16 protein-coding genes are annotated in these 16,896 nt (G+C 46.3%); 12 read left to right on the forward strand and 4 right to left on the reverse strand.

Going from position 1 to position 16,896, the window contains the following annotated elements:
• Nucleotides 1-31: 31 nt before the first annotated feature.
• Nucleotides 32-1,576 (reverse strand): bifunctional (p)ppGpp synthetase/guanosine-3',5'-bis(diphosphate) 3'-pyrophosphohydrolase, encoded by a 1,545-nt coding sequence (locus tag H6797_02340; GenBank protein ID USN97008.1) that lies wholly within the window; start codon nucleotides 1,574-1,576, stop codon nucleotides 32-34.
• A gap of 157 nt (nucleotides 1,577-1,733) precedes the next feature.
• On the opposite strand from H6797_02340, the gene gap reads away from it, so the two are divergent.
• A complete protein-coding gene (gene gap, locus H6797_02345; GenBank protein USN97009.1) occupies nucleotides 1,734-2,753 on the forward strand; it encodes a type I glyceraldehyde-3-phosphate dehydrogenase in 1,020 nt (339 codons plus the stop codon).
• A gap of 51 nt (nucleotides 2,754-2,804) precedes the next feature.
• Here gap and H6797_02350 read toward each other — a convergent pair whose 3' ends face one another.
• Nucleotides 2,805-3,107 (reverse strand): hypothetical protein, encoded by a 303-nt coding sequence (locus H6797_02350; protein USN97010.1) that lies wholly within the window; start codon nucleotides 3,105-3,107, stop codon nucleotides 2,805-2,807.
• Between the two features lie 136 nt (nucleotides 3,108-3,243).
• On the opposite strand from H6797_02350, the gene H6797_02355 reads away from it, so the two are divergent.
• The 8 genes from H6797_02355 to H6797_02390 are packed head-to-tail and all read left to right on the forward strand — an operon-like array spanning nucleotide 3,244 to nucleotide 10,303.
• On the forward strand, nucleotides 3,244-3,699 hold the full coding sequence (locus H6797_02355) for an RpiB/LacA/LacB family sugar-phosphate isomerase (GenBank protein ID USN97011.1): 456 nt from the start codon (nucleotides 3,244-3,246) through the stop codon (nucleotides 3,697-3,699).
• Nucleotides 3,699-4,343: a hypothetical protein gene (locus tag H6797_02360; GenBank protein ID USN97012.1), complete on the forward strand. Its 645-nt coding sequence runs from the start codon at nucleotides 3,699-3,701 to the stop codon at nucleotides 4,341-4,343. The genes H6797_02355 and H6797_02360 overlap by 1 nt, the downstream gene beginning before the upstream one ends.
• Nucleotides 4,343-5,203, forward strand: a complete 861-nt coding sequence (locus tag H6797_02365) for a transketolase (protein USN97013.1) — start codon at nucleotides 4,343-4,345, stop codon at nucleotides 5,201-5,203. Before H6797_02360 ends, H6797_02365 begins: the two co-directional genes overlap by 1 nt.
• The gene (locus H6797_02370; GenBank protein USN97014.1) at nucleotides 5,203-6,201 is read left to right on the forward strand and encodes a transketolase family protein; all 999 of its coding nucleotides are present in this window, start codon (nucleotides 5,203-5,205) and stop codon (nucleotides 6,199-6,201) included. The genes H6797_02365 and H6797_02370 overlap by 1 nt, the downstream gene beginning before the upstream one ends.
• A gap of 15 nt (nucleotides 6,202-6,216) precedes the next feature.
• On the forward strand, nucleotides 6,217-7,128 hold the full coding sequence (locus H6797_02375; protein ID USN97015.1) for a class II fructose-bisphosphate aldolase: 912 nt from the start codon (nucleotides 6,217-6,219) through the stop codon (nucleotides 7,126-7,128).
• A gap of 40 nt (nucleotides 7,129-7,168) precedes the next feature.
• A complete protein-coding gene (locus tag H6797_02380) occupies nucleotides 7,169-8,158 on the forward strand; it encodes a carbohydrate kinase family protein (GenBank protein ID USN97016.1) in 990 nt (329 codons plus the stop codon).
• A gap of 22 nt (nucleotides 8,159-8,180) precedes the next feature.
• On the forward strand, nucleotides 8,181-9,698 hold the full coding sequence (locus tag H6797_02385) for a carbohydrate kinase family protein (GenBank protein ID USN97017.1): 1,518 nt from the start codon (nucleotides 8,181-8,183) through the stop codon (nucleotides 9,696-9,698).
• Nucleotides 9,695-10,303, forward strand: a complete 609-nt coding sequence (locus H6797_02390) for an LOG family protein (protein USN97018.1) — start codon at nucleotides 9,695-9,697, stop codon at nucleotides 10,301-10,303. The genes H6797_02385 and H6797_02390 overlap by 4 nt, the downstream gene beginning before the upstream one ends.
• Here the strand turns inward: H6797_02390 and H6797_02395 are convergent.
• A complete protein-coding gene (locus H6797_02395) occupies nucleotides 10,300-10,704 on the reverse strand; it encodes a hypothetical protein (GenBank protein ID USN97019.1) in 405 nt (134 codons plus the stop codon). The genes H6797_02390 and H6797_02395 overlap by 4 nt on opposite strands.
• 137 nt (nucleotides 10,705-10,841) lie before the next feature.
• On the opposite strand from H6797_02395, the gene H6797_02400 reads away from it, so the two are divergent.
• From H6797_02400 to H6797_02410, 3 genes are read left to right on the forward strand one after another with little or no spacing between them, the layout of a single operon-like run.
• Nucleotides 10,842-11,651 carry a hypothetical protein gene (locus H6797_02400; protein ID USN97020.1) on the forward strand — a complete coding sequence of 270 codons (810 nt, stop codon included), beginning with the start codon at nucleotides 10,842-10,844 and terminating at the stop codon, nucleotides 11,649-11,651.
• A gap of 29 nt (nucleotides 11,652-11,680) precedes the next feature.
• The gene (uvrB, locus tag H6797_02405; protein ID USN97021.1) at nucleotides 11,681-13,651 is read left to right on the forward strand and encodes an excinuclease ABC subunit UvrB; all 1,971 of its coding nucleotides are present in this window, start codon (nucleotides 11,681-11,683) and stop codon (nucleotides 13,649-13,651) included.
• Nucleotides 13,652-13,697: 46 nt separating this feature from the next.
• On the forward strand, nucleotides 13,698-16,376 hold the full coding sequence (locus H6797_02410) for a trypsin-like peptidase domain-containing protein (GenBank protein ID USN97022.1): 2,679 nt from the start codon (nucleotides 13,698-13,700) through the stop codon (nucleotides 16,374-16,376).
• 42 nt (nucleotides 16,377-16,418) lie between these two features.
• On the opposite strand, the gene H6797_02415 is transcribed toward H6797_02410, so the two are convergent.
• Nucleotides 16,419-16,895, reverse strand: a complete 477-nt coding sequence (locus tag H6797_02415; GenBank protein ID USN97023.1) for a GtrA family protein — start codon at nucleotides 16,893-16,895, stop codon at nucleotides 16,419-16,421.
• Nucleotide 16,896: the final 1 nt, after the last annotated feature.

The raw sequence follows: 16,896 nt of genomic DNA on the forward strand, positions 1-16,896 counted from the left end.
ATAGCAAGCTTTGGCCTAAGTTTACTCTGGTTTACTTACGCGCTTTGCCTTTTTTGCGAGCTGCTTTATCGCGGATTATAGCCGCAGCGCCGCTGACGGCTTGCAGGAGGCCGAGCTTCCGGAGTTGCATACGTAATTTTGCTCGAGCATGACTTGTGGTGACGAGCTCTAACCAGTCGCTTTTTGGTTGGGATAATTTACGAGTTATGACTTCGACGACGTCGCCATTATGAAGCGGTTTGTCAAAAGCGTGAATCCTACCGTTAACGCGGAAGCTGTATGAGTGTTTACCGATGTCGCTATGGACCAGATAGGCAAAATCAAGCGGCAATGCGCCTTCGGGTAAGTTGTAGATGTCGCCTTTTGGTGAATAAACAAAGATGCGATTGCCAAAAAGATCGACATTTAACTGGTCCTGGCTAATCTCTTCGCCGTCCTTTAAGCGCGCTGCCACTTCTTGCATCTGTGTAATCCACTGTAGTTCGGCGGGTAGATGACTGGATTTTTTACGGGCGTAATTTTTGCTGCTTTTTTGCTCGTGGTAGTGAAAACTGGCGGCTAGTCCGCGTTCGGCATATTCGTGCATTTCGTTGGTACGAATCTGAAATTCAACAATCTGCTTACTCGGCGTAATGACGGTGGTGTGGAGACTTTGATAACCGTTTGGTTTCGGTATGGCTATGTAGTCTTTAATTCGGGCGAGCATTGGCTGATACATGCCGTGCAATATACCTAGTACTCGGTAGCAGGTTTCGTTGTTTGGCACGATGATTCGTAGAGCCATGAGGTCGTAAATGTCATCGATGTTGCCGTCGACTTTTTCAAGCTTTTTGTGCAAGCTATAGACGCTTTTCACGCGACCGTTAATTTCAAACTCTATGCCTTGTTTTTTGAGCTCACGTTCAACGTCGGTGCGGACGGCACCAAGTTTACGGGTACTTTTTCCTAGGCGCTTACGGATGATGTTTTTAAGCCTGTCAAACTCACTAGGGTCCAGGTATCGAAAAGCCAGCTCTTCGATTTCCATACGCACGCGACCCATACCAAGGCGATCGGCCATTGGGGCAAAAACCTCGAGTGATTCACGGGCGATTTTTTGTTGTTTGTCGGTTGGCATGTATTTTAACGTCTGTAGATTGTGTAGTCGGTCGGCTAGTTTGATGATGATAACGCGAACGTCCTGACTGACGGCGATGAGTAATTTGGAAAGATTGTCCTTTGTTTGAGGTAAATAATTTCCTAGGTCTTGCATACCGGAGCGGGCTTGGCTGACTTTAGTGACGCCGTCGACCAAGAAGGCGACATCATGGCCGAAAAGTGACTCAATTTCATCAAGTGTAGCGTCGGTATCTTCGACGGTGTCATGTAAAATACCAGCCAGGACGGTGTCGATGTCCATGCCCCATTCAATCAAAAGACGGGCTACTGCTAGCGGGTGAACGATGTATGGCTTGCCACTAAGGCGTTTTTGTCCCAGGTGTTTCTCGGTTGCAAAATTAATAGCATGCGTGAGCTCTGCGAGCTGGTTTTCATCGTATAGCTCCTTTGCTAGTAGTAATACCTCACGTCGTTCCATGCTTACCAGTATAAATCAGTTATGATAATTAAAAAACCACCATTAGAGGTGGTGACGGTTCGCATGGATTGAGGGTAAATATTTGCACATTCCGCTAACGCTGTTATACAATTGGGTATGAAATTACTAACACTTAATAAGAGGGTGGTTAACACGAATGGCAGTAGTAAAATTAGGTATCAACGGTTTCGGACGTATTGGTCGTAATGCATTTAAGATTGCATTTGAGCGTAGCGATTTAGAAGTTGTCGCAATCAACGACCTGACAGATACCAAGACGTTGGCGTATCTTCTCAAACATGACAGCAACTACGGTACGTATCAGTATGACGTAAGCTATGATGACACTAACATTATCGTGAATGGCAAGCACGTGAAAGTTTTGGCGGAGAAGGATCCAGCAGTTTTACCTTGGGGTGACTTAGGTGTTGATCTTGTCATCGAGTCAACTGGACGCTTCACAAAGAAAGAAGATGCTGAAAAGCACATCACCGGTGGTGGTGCGAAGCGAGTTGTTATCAGTGGTCCAAGTAAGTCTGACGGTGTCGACACGATTGTGCTTGGTGCGAACGACGACAAGATCGGCAGTGCTACAGAAGTAGTAAGCAACGCCAGCTGTACTACGAACAGCCTTGGTGCAGTCATGGCGATTCTTGATAGTGAATTTGGCGTAGAGAAATCGCTACTTACGACTGTCCATAGTTACACGGCCAGTCAGGTTGTTCAGGACGCACCGAACAAAGACTTGCGCGAAGGCCGCAATGCTGCAGAAAACATGGTTCCTACAACGACCGGAGCTGCTATTGCAGTCACGAAAACGCTTCCAAATCTCGAAGGTAAATTTGACGGTTTGTCGATTCGTGTGCCAACCCCTGTCGTCTCTATTAGCGACGTAACTGCACTCTTGTCTAAGGATGTTACTGTCGAAGAAGTGAATGACGTGTTTAAAAAAGCCGCAGCTGATCCGTTCTATCAGGGTATCTTAGCAGTTAGCGAAGAGGCGCTTGTAAGTCGTGACTATATTGGCGATAGTCACTCTGGCACAGTTGACTTGTTGCTAACAAAGGTTGTCGGCGGTAACTTGATTAAGATTTGTGTCTGGTATGACAACGAATGGGGCTATAGTAACCGTTTGGTCGAACTAGTGGCTGACCTCGGCAAAAAACTCGGCGAATAATCAATATATGAAAATGGTGCACTCGTTAAGTGCACCATTTAGCGCTGGGCGCTAAGTTATCTCAGAAAGCACTTGAAGATTTACGAGTTTAGATGGCGCTCTCTGCGTTATGGCTACCAGGTAGAGCCTGCCGCTAATCTTGGCATACCCTGTAACGTACCATATGACCGCAATTTTTCCGAACTCTCTTTTTTTGGGCGTCGACTGGATGTTGACGGTTGTTAGAGGGGATACGGATAAATTAGACCGATTGAACACGTCGATATAGTGACCGCGTCTCATGTTTGACACGTGTAGTCTACCAATCGATAGGTCCGCATACTGCTTGATCGGTTGAGCGATCGCAGAACTCATATTTACTCCTGTCGAGCTGTGCTTTTGAGGACAATACTACAATACGTAATTTATCGGATTTTGTCAAGTTGTCACATGTGTAAAAAATGCCGATGCTGGACTTTTATTTTCTTCAAAAAACGCTTATACTTAAGACATGAAAATCTATTTGGGCTCTGATCATGCTGGTTTCGATTTAAAAGAAGACGTGTTTGCTTATCTGGTGAAGCGCAATATTGACGTTGATGATGTTGGTGCGAAAGTACCTGATCCAAACGACGATTTCCCTCAGTTTGCCCAAGCTGCCGCCATTAAAGTGATTGGTGACGATGATCCTGACGCTCGAGCAATCTTGATTTGCGGTGGCGGGCAGGGTATGGCGATGGCTGCAAATCGTTTTCGCGGAATCCGCGCTAGTGTCATATGGGACGCAGAAGAAGCGCGCATGACTCGCAACGACAACGATTGTAACGTACTGTGCTTACCGGCGCGTGTATTGCAGCGTGAAGATGAAGCTGTCTGGCAGGACATTTTAGATACATGGCTCAATACGCCATTCGCAGATGCTGCTCGATATAAACGCCGAAACGCAGAACTGGATGAGCTTTCGTAATGTCGACAATCGTCCCATGCGTTACTGTTAGTACTCCCGAGGACTATAAGACGTCTCTAGGGCGAGTTCACACGTTTGCTCGTCGAATCCACATTGATTTTTCAGATGGTTCGTTTGCGCCGAATCAGTCCATAGCCGCTAACCAGATCTGGTGGCCGCAAGAGTGGCAGACAGACATCCATGCGATGGTTGCCGATCCGACGATTCATGTTGATTCTTTGCTTGCACTCCGACCACACTTGATTATTTTTCATGTAGAAGTGAAAATCGATTTAATGCCCGTGTTGCAAAAAATAAAAGCGGCAGGTGTCAAAGCTGGGGTTGCACTAATGAGAACGACCGTTCCGTCGGACGTCTCACAATTGATTGGTGCTGCGGACCACGTGATGATTTTCAGTGGTGATCTGGGTAAATATGGCGGAAAGGCCAGCTTGATGCAACTCGAAAAAATCCGCTTGATTAAAAACATCAATGCCGGAGTCGAAATCGGCTGGGACGGAGGAATTAATTTGGACAACGCGTTTAGTTTAATGCAGGGTGGCGTCGATGTGTTATACGTTGGCGGCGCGATTCAAACGGCGGCAAATCCCGAGTCTGCGTATGCGGCATTGGTTAAAGAAGTAGGAAAACAGGGGGCGATGTAATGCATAAAAATTTAACAGTAACTGACCTTGAGCATAAGGCATATACAATCCGCGAAGATATCATCCGTATGCTTGAGCATGCCGGTAGCGGTCATAGTGCCGGTCCACTGGGCTTGGCTGAAGTCTTTTCGGCGCTGTATTTCAATATTATGCGCATAGATCCGAAGAATCCCGATTGGGAAGATCGCGATTTCTTCTTCTTGAGTAACGGCCACTGTGTGCCGGTGCAGTATGCGGCGATGGCTGAGGCAGGCTATTTTGACAAAGACGAACTTATGACGCTACGAAAATTCGGTAGTCGTCTGCAGGGTCACCCAGAGCGCACACGGCTACCGGGGCTCGAAAATACCAGCGGACCGCTGGGTAGTGGTTTGTCTCAAGCGGCGGGGGTTGCGCACACACTGCAACATATTGACAAGCAGATACACAGGTTTGTGTATGTAGTGACCGGAGACGGTGAGCTAAACGAAGGTAATATATGGGAAGCGGCGATGTTTGCCGGAAAGTACAAACTGTCCCAATTGGTCGTATTTGTTGATCGCAATAACATACAGATCGATGGCACCACCGAAGACGTTATGCCACTCGAAGATTTACATGGCAAGTGGGAGTCTTTTGGCTGGCACGTGCAAGAAGTCGACGGACATAATATCGAAAGCATTGTAGACGCTGCCAGTATGGCTCGAGCAATTACCAACAAACCAAGCGTTATAATCACACACACGATACCCGGCAAGGGCGTTGATTTTATGGAATACGACTATCACTGGCACGGTGCGCCACCAAACGCAGAGCAAGCAAAGGACGCGTTGCACAAACTACGCACGCTAGACGGTAAGATCAAGGGGGAGCACGAGTAATGAGCCACTATCAACTTTCTGACAAGCTATTTACAGACGACCAGGGAAGTGAGCCAATTCGTGCTGGTTTTGGACGAGGTCTAAAGGCTGCTGGCGAAGCGAATGAAAATATCGTTGCACTTTGCGCTGACCTGACCGATAGTACGCAGATGAGCAAGTTTAAAGAAGCTTTTCCGGAACGTTTCGTAGAGATTGGCGTGGCGGAGCAGAACCTCGTGACGGTCGCAAGTGGCATGGCTCGTGTCGGCAAGATTCCTTTTACGAGTAGTTACGCTGCATTTAGTCCTGGCCGCAACTGGGAGCAAATCCGCACGACGGCATGTTTGAATGATCAGCCTGTCAAGGTTGTTGGAAGTCATGCGGGCGTGAGCGTAGGGCCGGATGGCGCTACTCACCAGATGCTTGAAGACATTGCGCTTATGCGCGTTCTGCCAAATATGGTTGTCGTTGCTCCTGGAGATGGCATAGAAGCAGAGAAGGCCACGAAGGCCATAGCTGAAAATGGCAAGCCTAGCTATCTGCGCCTAGCTCGCGAAAAAACGCCGATCTTTAGTACCGAGCATTCACCTTTTGAAATAGGCAAGGCCTACGTACTGCGAGAAGGCTATGACGTTAGTCTGCTGGGTACCGGCACGATGACCTACCAGATGCTTGCAGCGGCCGTGGAGCTTGAAAAGCATGGCATCAGTGCCGAAGTGGTACATGTGCCGACGATCAAGCCACTTGACGACCATACGATTTTGGCGAGTGCCAAAAAAACCGGTCGTGTTGTGACGGCGGAGGAAGCGCAAATTAGCGGTGGGTTTGGTGCTGCAGTGGCGGAACTATTGTCTGAACATCTGCCAACTCCACTGAAGCGTATTGGTATGATGGACCGGTTTGGCGAGTCTGGCACACCGGATGAATTGCTAACGCACTTCGGTTTGACAGGTGATAAAATTGCGCACACCGTGAAAGAGTTTGTAAGTGAAAAACCACAATATCATAGGGAATTTTAGGGAGGGGCTATTGCGATGAGTTTAACAATTCCATATATCAGGGCTAATACCATGAGGGCAAGGCACCTGTACCAGCGCACGCGAAGTCAGCATTTTGCCGTTGGTGCGTTTAATATCGATAACCAGGAAACTTTGATAGCTGTAGCACGTGCGGCACAGAAGCTGAAATCTCCAGTGCTTGTTGAAGTTAGTCATGGTGAAGTAAAAGCCATTGGTCTAGAAAACATTCGCGATATGGTCGATAACTACAAAGAAGAATTTGGCGTAGAAATGTATATTAATCTTGACCACAGTCCATCTGTTGACGATTGTAAGCGCGCTATCGATGCTGGTTTTGAGTTTATTCATATCGACATAAGCCAAGAAAACCATGACGCTAGCTTGCAAGACATCATTGCCAAGACAAAAGAGGTGGTGGATTATGCCAAATTTACCGGAGCGTTGGTAGAGAGCGAGCCGCACTACTTCGGCGGTTCGTCAAATGTCCACACAGAGAAGATTGACTACGAAGCAATTAAAAAGACGTTTAGCACACCCGAGGGTGCCAAGTATTTTATCGACATGACAGGTATTGATACATTTGCCGCTGCAGTTGGCAATTTACATGGTAAGTACCCAGTGCCTAAAGAACTCGATCTTGAGCTATTGCAGCAGATCCGCGACAGTATTGACTGTCAAATCAGTTTGCACGGAGGTTCTGGTACTCCTTTGCATTTCTTTGAAGATGCCGCTAAGATCGGCGTGAGCAAGATCAATATAAATAGTGATATGCGCTATGTTTTCCGAAAAACTTTGGAAAAGGTGTTAAAAGAGAACCCCGACGAATATGCCATTGTTAAATTAATGCCGGAAGTCTACGGTGCTGTCCAAGAAGTTGTCGAAGAAAAGATTCATGCGTTTGGCAGTGTTGGCAAGGCAGTCGTCTAGTCGACATGCCCTATAAAGGTTATGGTATACTAATAACAATATGAGTGGAACAAACATAAAAATCATCGCAGTTGGTGCAGCAGTCCAGGACGTATTTTTAAGCGATAGTGATGAATTCGAACCTGTGAGCGACAAGTCGGCACACGAACAATTTATGAGATTAGAGCTTGGTGCAAAGGCTGATGTGAATCACATTACTTTTAGTACCGGCGGTGGCGCGACTAACGCAGCTGTAACGTTTGCACGGCAGGGGCTACATGCCGTGTTTATGGGTACGGTTGGTCGAGATCCGGCAGGTCACGCCGTACTGCAGGCGCTTGACGACGAGGGCGTTAATACATCCCATGTAAGTTATAGCGAGAAGTTCAGCACTGGCTACTCGGTGCTGCTGTTAGCTCCCACTGGTGAGCGAACAATTTTGACTTATCGCGGAGCATCGACGCACTATCATGAAAAGGATTTTAACATCCACGGTATTGATGCCGATTGGATGTATGTGTCGTCAATGTCGGGTAATTTTGATGTGCTTCATAAATTATTCAAACAGGCTCGACAGATGGGTATCAAGGTGATGTTCAACCCTGGCAAGGGTGAACTGAATCATCCGAACAAGCTGCGTGCCCTACTGGAAGACGTCGAAGTTTTGTCTGTAAACAAAGATGAGATGGAGCTGCTTGTCGAAGGGCAGAGTATGGAAGAGCTTGTTGTCCACGGTTTGAACTATGTGCCGGTTGTCATAGTAAGCGACGGGCCAAACGGTGTTTGCTCCTCTGACGGCAAGACTATCGTAAAGGCGGGCATGTATCAGGATGTAAAAGTGATTGACCGTACAGGTGCTGGAGACTCATTTGGATCAGGCTTTCTTAGCCAATGGGCCCAGGGCAAGTCGCTTGTCGACAGTATTATCTTCGCTAGTGCCAACTCCACTTCAGTGGTGCAATATATCGGCGCTAAAACGGGAATTTTACATAAGAACGTGAAGTTGCACCATATGCCGCTCCACGAGCAAGTACTTAAAGCCAAAACATAAGCATGATATAATTTTTTATAGTATGACTCACACGTTGAAACAACTTTTGGGCAATGATCATCCTCTGTTTGTGGCAAATTTAGTGGCGCTTGAAAAAGCCGTCGGTAATGACGGCGTCGATGCGAAATTACTTGGTGACATCATTGAGCGTGGGCATGAGGTATTGCGTAGCGTAGGCCTTGATCCTGCAGATACGACAGGAGTCGAAGCATATAGGGCTCTCAGTAATATAGCCGGTAATGAAGCGTCTCGCGGGAAGCTTCGTGATACTGATTTTGTTTTGTTGCTGTTTGGTGACGATCTCGTTTCCTTTAATCTTCATGACATCATAGAAAATTCGCACCATCAGCTTAAATTCGAAAATCGCGTACTGGGCCATGCGCAACGTCATCTGAGGGCTGAAATTGTCCGACGTTACGCCGAGCATGACCGTTCGAATAATGAGTTAGTGCATGAATTAGCGCATGAAATCGGACTTAAGCCAGAGTCGGACGAAGGGCACCATGATATACATAAGGAGGTTTCAAAGGATATGAGTCAGCAGGTACCAAGAGTATTAGCGGTCGGTGATATTTTCACGGATGCGTTTATTAAATTGAACGAAGAAGTTGCACGAGTCGACACTGATCCTGATGGCAGCAAACGCATCAGCTTGCCGCTCGGAAATAAGCCGCCGTATGATGGTGTGGACATAGTCAGGGCTGTCGGACCTTCACCAAATGCTGCCGTATCGATGGCAAGGCTTGGGCTAGAGCCATCACTACTGGCTTTTATGGGTGATGATCAAGTCGCTATTGACGCGCGAGAGTATCTGAAAAGTGAGGGCGTTTCGGACGAGCTACTTTCATTACAGGAAGGTCAGAAGTCTAGTTATTATTATGTACTCCGTTATGGTGCGGAGCGAACGATTTTGGTTAAAAATGAAGACTATGATTACGTATGGAAGGAACCGACTGAGGAGCCTGCGTGGATTTATTTGTCACTGCTGAGTGATAAGTCGTGGAAGCTGCATGAAGACATGCTCAAATACCTACACGACCATCCGAATGTCAAATTTGCCTTTCAGCCAGGAACATTCCATTTTAAATGGGGGGTCGAAAAATTAAAGGACTTTTATAGCCGTAGTCACATCGTAGTGTTGAACCGCGAAGAAGCTATGGATATTACCGGTAAGCCTCATGATCCCATCGGAGAATTGACAAAGGCCGTGCACGACCTCGGGCCGCAAATTGTCGTGATTACAGACGGTCCGAACGGTTCGTTTGCATCGTACGACTGGAAGCTCGTTACCATTCCTAATTATCCCGATCCGGGCCCTCCAGTTGATCGTACCGGTGCGGGCGACGCATTTGCGTCTACGATTGTTGCAGCGCTTGCGTTAGGCGAATCAATGGATACGGCTCTCACGTGGGCGCCTATAAATAGCATGAGTGTCGTACAGCAGATTGGAGCGCAGACTGGACTGCTTTCGCGCGAAAAGATTATGGAATATTTGAAAAACGCCCCTGAAGACTATAGGGTAACGGAGATCAAAGAGTGAGATACCAAATCTGCGTCTCTGGTGCGGCGAGCGGCGAAACTGTCACCGCCTCGCATCAGTTGGCGTACGATTTAGGCAAGGCGATTGCTGATGCCGGTAAGACGTTACTGACCGGCGCTACTGTCGGTTTACCCCACTATGCAGCGCAAGGTTTTGTGAGCGTCAAGGGCTCAAAGGGCATATCAATTGGCTTTAGTCCCGCTAGTTCGTTTCGTGAGCACGTAGCAACGTATAAATTGCCAACAAAAGAGTTTGATTATATCAACTTTACTAGTATGGAATACGTTGGGCGAGACGTGCATTTGGTGCGGAGTAGCGATGCTGTCATTACCGTTGGTGGCCGCATGGGTAGTTTGCACGAACTAGCGACAGCGCTTGAAAGCCGCAAGGTTTGTGGCGTATTACTCGGTAGTGGAGGCCTGGCCGACTATGTGCCAACACTGCTTGAGAACGTCGAAGCTCCAGGTGCGAAAGACGTTATTTACGATACTGATCCTGCTCGATTGCTGAGTAAAGTCATCAAGGCGTTAGACGTAAAATATGCAGATTTCAAAGATGATGGCAAAGACAGTCAGCTTGCCAATCGCTATAGTAAAAACGGTTAGTCGTTATCTTGGTCTTCGTCACCACGTTTGATGATATGCCCACCAGAATCATCGTCTGAATTCTCATTTAGCATATCAAAAAGAGTAGGTTGGTCATCGTCCTCAGGAGTTCCGTAGAGGATATTTTCTTCACCGAAAGGTGATATTCGATTGTTCATGGCTGTCATAAAATCAGGCTGTTCAATGCCTAACTCATTTATAACTTCACATGTGACACGGGCACTTCGAGGTAAGTCTGACTCTTGCGTGGCTTTCTCGTGAGGCATCACATCGGCACTTTCAAGGCTGATTTTGCCTAGGGTATGTAGTTTGCCGGTTATTTTTAGCAGGTATTCGATATCAGTCAAAAAGCATCTAATCGCCTCATCATTGTCTGACAGTGGTCGTTCGAAATGATTCATTTTTATATAATAACATTTTTAGCTTTAAAAAGCAACTTCAAGTGAGATAGATGAAATGTACTGTGCTATTGAAAATATGCTGAATGAAGTGATATACTCCATATAAGCATAACCAATAAATAAAGGAACATACTTCCATGCAAAAACAGACAGGAAGCGTACATGCAGTTATTATCATACTTTTAACACTTGGACTCATCGGCTCGGTTGGATTTATATTTTGGCAGAATTTTATTGTAAATGGTCCTACTCGAGGAGCCGTACAGTCAAATAAGTCAACAAAGAGCGATGTGGTAAAAGCTGAAATCGTTGAGGTTAAGAAAAAAACTTATTGTGCTACATTCGAAAAAGTCTGTTTTGAATATCCTGAAAAGTGGACTATCAAACAGGTGGATGAACTAAGTGGAGATTCGAAAGATGCATTTACTATCGCTGATCCAGAAAACACGGTTGTTCTTGCATTTCAGTCGGGCATTGGCGCTAATGACGGCTCGTGTTGCGGACCTATGCCCGAAGGTCCAGTGACTATTATTAGCTCTCAGAAGGTACCGCACTTCGGAGAAGTAGCGTCAAGTCAATATGATAAAGATCGGTCAAACGGCGTCTATGTTAGCGAAGTTGTGACAACTAGCGTCAAGGGTGTATTTCCCGATCCGAGCGAGCCTATCGTCAACAGTGTTATCAAAGGCTATATTCCTCAGCTTGTTCTTCATAATTCCCTTACGCTAGCAAAAAAGCAAACAGTAACACGGATAAACGGTAATATAACAGGCGACAGCTACATAAACGGACAGCAGAATGGAACTATTTTTTTATTTGGTACGGTTACGTTTAGTATAAAGTCAACGCCAAAGATTTTCTCGTCACTGAATGAGGCAAAAGCGCAGTTGAAGGGCACTAGTTTCCAGCAGGCAAAGGCAATTTTGCTCTCTGCTCATTATGAGTAAATAAAGATGACTAGTCTATAATGATATAGATGAGTCAAAAATTCCGACTTGAGACGAACTACCAGCCGACAGGTGATCAGCCGACGGCTATTGCTCAATTGGTCAAAGGTTTGGAAAATGGCGAGCATGAACAAACGCTCCTAGGCGTGACTGGTAGTGGTAAAACTTTTACCATGGCAAATATTATTCAGAATCGTCAGACACCAACTTTGGTGCTGGCGCACAACAAAACCCTTGCTGCTCAGTTGTATAGTGAATTCAAGGCGTTTTTTCCAGATAACGAAGTTCATTACTTTGTCAGCTATTTTGACTACTACCAGCCCGAGGCATACATAAGTTCCAGTGATACTTATATTGAAAAAGACAGCAAGATAAATGATGAGATTGATCGCTTGCGCCATGCAGCGACAACTGCGCTATTAACACGACGTGACACCATAATCGTGGCGAGTGTTAGTTGTATATACGGCATAGGTAACCCTGATGATTATGCGGACATGTCAATCCACCTCACGACAGGGGAGCGGAGATTGCAGGACAAATTCGTACGCCAGTTGACCGATATTCAGTATCAGCGTAACGATATAGATTTTCATCGTGGCACATTTCGTGTAAAGGGCGATGTGGTTGACGTATTTCCGGCAGGAAGCGATGTAGCCTACAGAATTGAATTTTTCGGAGATCAAATAGACCGTATAACGCGCATTGATCCACTTACGGGTGAGATATTGGGTGAGCCAAACGAGTTACAGATATTTCCATCAAGCCACTATGTTACGCCAAAGGAAAAGCTGGCGTTTGCCATCGAAAAGATAAAAGACGAGTTTGATAGTCGACTGAAATGGTTTACGGATCATGACAAACATTTGGAAGCGCAACGGCTTGCCCAGAGAACAAAGTATGACATTGAGATGCTGGAGCAAACCGGATTTGTGAAGGGTATTGAAAACTACAGCCGGTACTTAACGAATCGCGAGCCTGGCGAGCAGCCGGCAACATTGCTTGATTACTTTCCAGACGACTGGCTGCTATTGGTAGACGAAAGTCACCAATCACTACCCCAGGTAAGGGGTATGTATAACGGCGACCGAGCGCGCAAAGAGGTGCTGGTAGATTATGGCTTCCGTTTACCGTCGGCTCTCGACAACAGGCCGCTTCGGTTTGATGAGTTCGAGAGACATGTTAATCAGGCGATTTATGTATCTGCCACACCAGGGGATTATGAGCTAGCGCATAGCCCCGCACCAGCGCAGCAGATTATTCGCCCGACTGGTCTGCTTGATCCGCAGATCGTCATTAAGCCGACTAAGGGACAAATTGATGATTTGATTGCTGAAATTCGAGATAGAACAGCAAAGGGTCAGCGCGTACTCGTAACGACGCTCACGAAACGTATGGCCGAAGACCTGAGCCAATATTTGCAAGACTTAGATATTAAAACAGCGTATATACATAGTGATGTAGATACGATGGAACGAGGTGATATATTAAACGATCTTCGTAGTGGTGTATATGATGTATTGGTCGGCATTAACTTGCTCCGTGAAGGGCTCGATTTACCGGAAGTGAGTATGGTAGCAATTATGGATGCTGATAAAGAAGGTTTTTTGCGTAGCGAAAGTGCACTTATACAGACGATTGGTCGTGCAGCTCGTCATATTGACGGCACAGTTTTTCTGTATGCCGATAAAATAACGCGTTCTATGCAGGCGGCAATCGACGAAACTAATCGTCGTCGTTCCATTCAGGAAAAGTACAACGTCGACCACAACATCACTCCGGTTTCGATTGAAAAGGAGATTAGTGAAGGTTTGAGGGCTATTATTCCGAAAAAAGCCGATGACAAGCCAAAACTTGATCTCAAAAAGATACCAAAAGATGAGTACGCAAGCCTTATTAAAGACTTGTCAGGTCAGATGGATCTTGCGAGTGCTAATCTGGAATTCGAAAAAGCGGCAGAGCTTCGCGATTTGATCTCGGAAATTCGTTCAAAAATGTAATCGAGCTACACTTGTCATGCCTGTTATGCTACACTAAAGCATAAGCATGGATGATTCGTCGACAAACCCATACATACCGAAGGAGTCTGACGCTATACGACAAAAAGTATACGAGCGGCAGTCGCCACTTGGTCGTGTAGTCAAATGGGCCCTCATTATAACGGCCATAGTTGCCGTGTTGGTAGGGGGTGGGTTATTTTTTGTACTTCCGAAAACGACGGCAGTTGATCAGCCGGCTCGACAGAAATTAGCCGATATCCTTCAGCCGCCGGATCAAACATTGAAACGAGTTAACGTAACCTCAATGCTTGGCTTTACTCTTAACTATGACAATCGCATTTACGACAGTTATGCCGAAGTTGGAGATAGCTCGGCAGGTACAGATAACAGCGATGCGAAAGCGAACGGCCAGACGTACGAAAATAACGACTTGCGCGTGCAGCGAGCCTATAACTATGTACGTATACGCCCTACCGAGAGTGTTAGTAGCGTACGCACACTAAAGCCTATTCCGCCACAACTTGAACTGTTCGCAACAGTAACCGCAAAGGACCTAGCTAAAGAAGCTGCGATACCGGAAAATAAAAACTTGTCGCAACTTAGTCTATTTGTAAAAATCGACGAAGATAAGCGACAGGCCCAGAAAGTGCTTGACGACAATACCGTCGTAACAATTGATGTATCAAAGCCGATTACGACTACCGTCGGCAGCGTTGATTATCAGATGGTCCGTTACACAACCACCAACGACAATCATAGAGTGTCCGACGTTCGATACGACGACTGCTACTACACGATTCAATACAGTCAGCCATATTCCATATGTGTAACTGGCGTTCGTCCCACGAGTGTTAGCGCGGCCAGTTTAGTTGAGCAAGTATTTAATTCCATTATGTTCGACCAGCCACAGACAACTCTAGGCGGCTCGTCGACGACAACTACAACCCCTGCTGACAAAACATCGAACACTAAAACCAAAAAAGTATCATTTGCATACCCGCTCGCCCGATTGGCACAGGCGACAATAGATTCTGGCACCGATGCGACAAACTCTAATGATGGAAATACAAGCGAGTCGCCACTACTTTCAATAACGCCGCCATATTATAGTAATGCCGGCAGCTTGAAGGCGATTGCGAAATCACAACCAAGCGTAGTAAGGATTGGTACGTTGTATTGTGCGAATGTATCGCTTAAATACCAGAGCGGCGACACCGCTGCTACTCTAACGGATGCTTGTACGGGAAGTGTGTCGAGCGGCGTGTTCGTGTCGAAGGATGGATACATTGCAACAACTGGTCATGCTATACGTTCACAGAAAAAGGCGCTGATCGATGGCTACATAAATTTTGCTCCTGATCAATCAACTATGCTCGATCGTTTGCAGCGTATACTTGATTATCTTGTGAAGGCCCAAATAATCTTGCAGTCTGATGCGGACTATTTAGAGACCGGTGCTTCAATCGGTGACCAGGAGGCGCTTTCAAAAATTGAGAATATCGCATCTGTCATACCAAACGATTTTATTGTACCGATTGACGAGCAGTATACGTACGCTGTTCAACCAGCCGACCAGCCGATAGTCATTAATCATAGCGATACCAACAAGCCGTCATTCGCATATTCGGATACCGTACTGAGCGCTAAATATGTAGCTTCTGACTACGATGCTAGCAAATCTATTCAAGAAGTGTTCGGGAGTAAAACACCTCAAGTAGATGTTGGCTTACTGAAAGTTAGCGGCAGCTTCCCTGATGTACCGGTCGCCTCGAAGCAAACAGTTAAAACAAACGATGCTTTGAGTACGATTGGATATCCGGCCTACACTGACAGCTCATTGGAAATTGATAAGATTCGAAACATTCCCGTTGTTACTAGTAGTAAGGTTGAGCAAGTATATCAGCAGAATAACGGGGGCCAACCATTGATTCAGACAGATACTCCTGTATTACCAGGTAACGACGGCGCGCCGGTATTTAATACGGATGGCCAGCTCGTTGGTTTTGCGGTTTACGGTTTGTCGTATTGTCCAGATGGATCATGTTTTGCAAACGGTACTGTTCGCACGGCGTCAGAGTTGCTGAAGCTTCTGGATGACAATAATATTAGCCTGCAAACTGGAAGCCCGATATCACAAGATTGGTTTGGCGCAGTTGACCGGTACTTCAATGCGAACTACACAGCAAGTGCAGGGTTGTTCCAGTCTGCTGGTAGTATGTACTCTTTTAATCGCTGGGCTAGCCCGCTTCAAAAGCAGGCTGCAGCAGGGGAAGGTACGAAGCTCGATACATCACTAATGAATGAGCTTGCGATAGTAATGATATGGACGTTGGGAGTGGCGATTACACTCACGATTGCTTCAGCCGTTGCACTATTTGTACATAAACGTCGCATTGGTAACCTGCAGGTGGGTCACTATGGTGTAGCAACAGACGATATGTCCGTCGCTTCACCTGTAGCGCCCGTGCAGACAGCGCCTTCTATGCCACTACCACCTGTTCAGCCTTCTCAGCCGTTTGGCCCGCCGGTACCGCCCCAAATGCCTGTGCAACCGACGCCTCCGCCACAGTCATCGTCGCCGGAATTTCAAATACACGACAACTCGGCCGGAACATATGGTGACACACACACCCAAGAGGTTGAATCTGACACATCAATACAGGTTAATCCGCAGCTACCAGAAGATCCAAAAAACGATACAGTCGAAGACCCCTTCTATAAGTAGTGGTAAAAAATTGTTCGAATGTTAATTCGATGAGCCTATATTCTAAGTAGTACGTGACAATCGTTTACTAGGCGAGTGTTTATGGCGACGGGGTGTAGAAAACACCCAAAATTTAAGACCTACGAATGTCCACAGGATTGAGATGCCTGCAGATATAAATTGGCCGACGTAGACGGATATGCCAAAGAGATCATGAAGTTGCAGGGTGATGTTGAACGTAAGCAACGCGGTAAAGCTCATAAATACGATAAATCGAAACACTTCAGTGGACGTTCGGCGTTTTTTACGTACTGAACTAAAAACCCAGCGGTCGTCAACGACAAAGAATAGTGTGTAAGACGCAACGGTGGCCACGAGGAGTGCTTGGTAATAGTTGGCCATGAAAAGCTTGTCTAAGGCTGCGAAAATGAGGTATGTTCCCCAGAATGGGATATTGCCGGCAATCTGAAGTTTTATAAATTCCCATCCGAGTTGCAGAAGTGCCTTTTGTTTTTTACTTCTGCTTTTTATTTTAAACATT

The organism is Candidatus Nomurabacteria bacterium (genome assembly GCA_023898645.1).
Taxonomy (GTDB): domain Bacteria; phylum Patescibacteriota; class Saccharimonadia; order Saccharimonadales; family Saccharimonadaceae; genus UBA2112.

Coding starts and splice junctions, on each gene's coding strand:
- gap (USN97009.1), top strand. CDS start 1,734: ATGGCAGTAGTAAAATTAGGTATCAACGGTTTCGGACGTATTGGTCGT.
- H6797_02400 (USN97020.1), top strand. CDS start 10,842: ATGCAAAAACAGACAGGAAGCGTACATGCAGTTATTATCATACTTTTA.
- H6797_02340 (USN97008.1), bottom strand. CDS start 1,576: ATGGAACGACGTGAGGTATTACTACTAGCAAAGGAGCTATACGATGAA.
- H6797_02385 (USN97017.1), top strand. CDS start 8,181: ATGACTCACACGTTGAAACAACTTTTGGGCAATGATCATCCTCTGTTT.
- H6797_02375 (USN97015.1), top strand. CDS start 6,217: ATGAGTTTAACAATTCCATATATCAGGGCTAATACCATGAGGGCAAGG.
- uvrB (USN97021.1), top strand. CDS start 11,681: ATGAGTCAAAAATTCCGACTTGAGACGAACTACCAGCCGACAGGTGAT.
- H6797_02380 (USN97016.1), top strand. CDS start 7,169: ATGAGTGGAACAAACATAAAAATCATCGCAGTTGGTGCAGCAGTCCAG.
- H6797_02350 (USN97010.1), bottom strand. CDS start 3,107: ATGAGTTCTGCGATCGCTCAACCGATCAAGCAGTATGCGGACCTATCG.
- H6797_02355 (USN97011.1), top strand. CDS start 3,244: ATGAAAATCTATTTGGGCTCTGATCATGCTGGTTTCGATTTAAAAGAA.
- H6797_02370 (USN97014.1), top strand. CDS start 5,203: ATGAGCCACTATCAACTTTCTGACAAGCTATTTACAGACGACCAGGGA.
- H6797_02415 (USN97023.1), bottom strand. CDS start 16,895: ATGTTTAAAATAAAAAGCAGAAGTAAAAAACAAAAGGCACTTCTGCAA.
- H6797_02360 (USN97012.1), top strand. CDS start 3,699: ATGTCGACAATCGTCCCATGCGTTACTGTTAGTACTCCCGAGGACTAT.
- H6797_02365 (USN97013.1), top strand. CDS start 4,343: ATGCATAAAAATTTAACAGTAACTGACCTTGAGCATAAGGCATATACA.
- H6797_02410 (USN97022.1), top strand. CDS start 13,698: ATGGATGATTCGTCGACAAACCCATACATACCGAAGGAGTCTGACGCT.
- H6797_02395 (USN97019.1), bottom strand. CDS start 10,704: ATGAATCATTTCGAACGACCACTGTCAGACAATGATGAGGCGATTAGA.